General features: G+C 44.1%; 3 protein-coding genes. All 3 read left to right on the forward strand.

The genetic code is table 11. The features are described from left to right. Nucleotides 1-1,452 (forward strand): RHS repeat domain-containing protein (locus tag LGZ98_RS23270; protein ID WP_315902005.1); only part of this gene is annotated, 1,452 nt, incomplete at its 5' end. Between the two features lie 8 nt (nucleotides 1,453-1,460). Further along, the gene (locus LGZ98_RS23275) at nucleotides 1,461-2,120 is read left to right on the forward strand and encodes a hypothetical protein (RefSeq protein WP_262978678.1); all 660 of its coding nucleotides are present in this window, start codon (nucleotides 1,461-1,463) and stop codon (nucleotides 2,118-2,120) included. 163 nt (nucleotides 2,121-2,283) lie between these two features. After that, nucleotides 2,284-2,736 (forward strand): SMI1/KNR4 family protein, encoded by a 453-nt coding sequence (locus tag LGZ98_RS23280; protein WP_228903164.1) that lies wholly within the window; start codon nucleotides 2,284-2,286, stop codon nucleotides 2,734-2,736. Nucleotides 2,737-2,903: the final 167 nt, after the last annotated feature.

Below are 2,903 nucleotides of genomic sequence, written 5' to 3' on the forward strand. Positions count from 1 at the left end.
CGCAGCTCCGACTGGTTCAAACAGACGCTGTACGAGGCCGACCCGCATTTCCCGCCGCGGGGCAGCGCGGTCACCCGCCACTGGCATTACACCCCGGCCTACAACGTGGCCTGCATTGAAGACACCCGCTGGGACGAGACGCGCTACGGCTACAATGCCAATGACCAGGTGGTGACCGCCCAGTTTGGCGGGCCGCGAGCCTGTGACGAACAGTTTGTGTATGATGCCGGCCAGCATCTGCATTACCAAAAACGGGTACCGGAACGGCTCAGTGAAGACCTGCGCCAGAGCTACCACACCCAGCAGGCGGGCAGAGTGATTCAGCACGGCGCCTGCACGTATCGCTACGATGAAAACGGGCGGCGGACAGAAAAAACCGAACAGCGCCGGGGCTACCGGCCGCGGACCTGGCGCTACCGCTGGGATGCGCAAGACCGGCTGACCGGGGTTATCAGCCCGGAAGGCACGCGCTGGCGCTATGGCTATGATGCTTTCGGGCGACGGATTAGCAAGCGGAAAGAGGAGGACACCGCCGGACCGCCGGTGAAACCGACCGCGATAATCGGCTATGATTACCTGTGGAGCGGGGAGCAGCTGATTGAAGAGACGCCGGTGTATGCGGATGGCACTGTCGGGTATGAACAGAGCATTCACTGGCTGTATGAGCCGGGCGCCCTCACGCCGCTGGCACGGCATGAAAAAGGTCAGCTATACTATGTGGTGAGTGACCATCAGGGGACCGTGCGGGAAATTCTGACCGAGGACGGGGAGCTGATATGGGCCGGACGATTACTCACCTGGGGCGAGCCGGAATGCTGGCCGGTGCTGACGGTCAATGACCCGCGCAACCTGACGTGTAACCTCCGGTTTTGTGGCCAATATGAAGACACGGAAAGCGGTTTATTTTATAACCGGCACCGTTATTACGAGAGGGAAACAGGCCAGTACTTATCGCCGGACCCTTTGAATCTTAGTGGCGGATTTAACCCGTACAGCTATATCCATGATCCGGTGAATTGGATTGATCCGTTCGGGTTAACTGGCTGTCCAGGGGCTAAACCAACAGCAGCAAGTCTTTCAGACCGGGATTTTGTACAAAGAATTGCAGAAAAGGCTGAACAATGGGGAGTCAAAAAGGGGCACGGGGCCGCAGGAACAGGGCCCGTTCAGGGTAGCAAAAAGCATAAATATGCTGATAATCTAATGATTCGTTATCAAAATATGACACAGCAAAAAACTCATTTATTAAGTGAGACTTCTTATGTAAATGGTATTCAGATGCCCAGAGGAGCTGCTGGTAGTGCAAGGCCGGATGTCTATAATCCAAATACAGGTGAGGTATTAGATTATAAATTCACGAAGAATCCAAATAGCCCAATCAGCCAGCGCCAACAGAATAATAATTCCAGAAATTTACCATCTGTTTCATCACAAATAGCTATACACCCGTGAGAGATAAAATGAAGAATATGACCGTTACAGAGAAAAAGAAAATAACACAAGATTGGAAAGAAGCTTTAGGTGTTTATGAAATATACAAACCTTTACATTTGATTAAACGTAATGGCCCGATTTTATGTGGAGTTTACCTCCAGCCTATTCATAGTGGTGAACGTTATGTTCCTATATTTCATACTCATTCTTTAATGAGTCCTTTTCCCGCAATTTCACTATGTTCTCCGACTGTTTTATTGAACGAAAAGGCACGGGACTCAATTAGTTTTTCAAGACATAAAACCAAGTTTCAAGAAATTATTGCTGCATTTCAGGCACAGTGCCCATCAGCATTTATTGAAACATTGTCTGTTAAAATTTTGAATAGGATATATAAAGAACACGTAAATATAGCAACCGATTATCCCGCTTATGCAATGAGGGATGATGTATTAGTTTCAACATGGTGCTGTAAAAATACAGCAAGTAATGAACTGATTTTAAAGTATAAAGAAATAATAAAAATATGGCCGGATAGTGCCAAACAACGTTTTAATGGAGAAGATGGATGGGAAATGGATGTCAGATCCCAGATGGATATCGAAAACTTGCGCAGTACAGTCAATAAAGAATTAGAGAAATTTAAATTAACCACACTAAAAGATTGTGGGTTGTTATGTGAATAAATGAAAGCCGGGAAGATCCCTGTGATATCCCGGCTTTATTGATGTTCACACTGTCTTCTGATGTAAGCCTTCGGTGAAATGGGAATCTTACTTCACAATATGATACTTTCAGGAAAAATTACTGGAAACTTAGAGCAGAAGACTTTAAATAAGGCTTTGCATTATGAATAAAATAGAGTTATTAATCAAAGAATTATCTTCATCAGAAAAACACGAGGTTGACTGGTTAGGTGGTGCTGACCAGGAGCAAATTACTATATTAGAGGAAACATTATGTGCAAAATTGCCAGAGGATTTCAAAATATTCCTAAATAAGGTTGGTGGTGGTGGTGTAGTTGACCAGGAATTATCTGGAATAGAAAATAATGATGCCTTAATTGATTATGGTGGAAATATATATTACGATACTATTTATTGTAGATCTGAATTTTCTTTACCTGAGAAATTAGTAGTAATATATTTCTACGATGACGATATCTGTTGGTGCATAGATACTTCTGAAAGTAACTTTGGGAAAGTAGTGAATTATAATTTATTTGATAGAAAAGTAGATGGCATTTTATCTTCTAATTTCACAGAGTTTTTTGAAGAATACGTTAAATTAAGGACACAGTAACCTTATGGAAACAGGCCGGAAAGATTACAGCATCTTTCCAGCATTCTATTACTGAATAATGATCTCATTAAATGCCTCTTTAAAAGGGATTGTTCATTCAGTTAGCTAATCCACCCTCTATAATCGCTTTAGATATTACGATAATGAAACAGGCCAGTACTTATCGC

The organism is Photorhabdus kayaii (genome assembly GCF_025384895.1).
Lineage (GTDB): Bacteria > Pseudomonadota > Gammaproteobacteria > Enterobacterales > Enterobacteriaceae > Photorhabdus > Photorhabdus kayaii.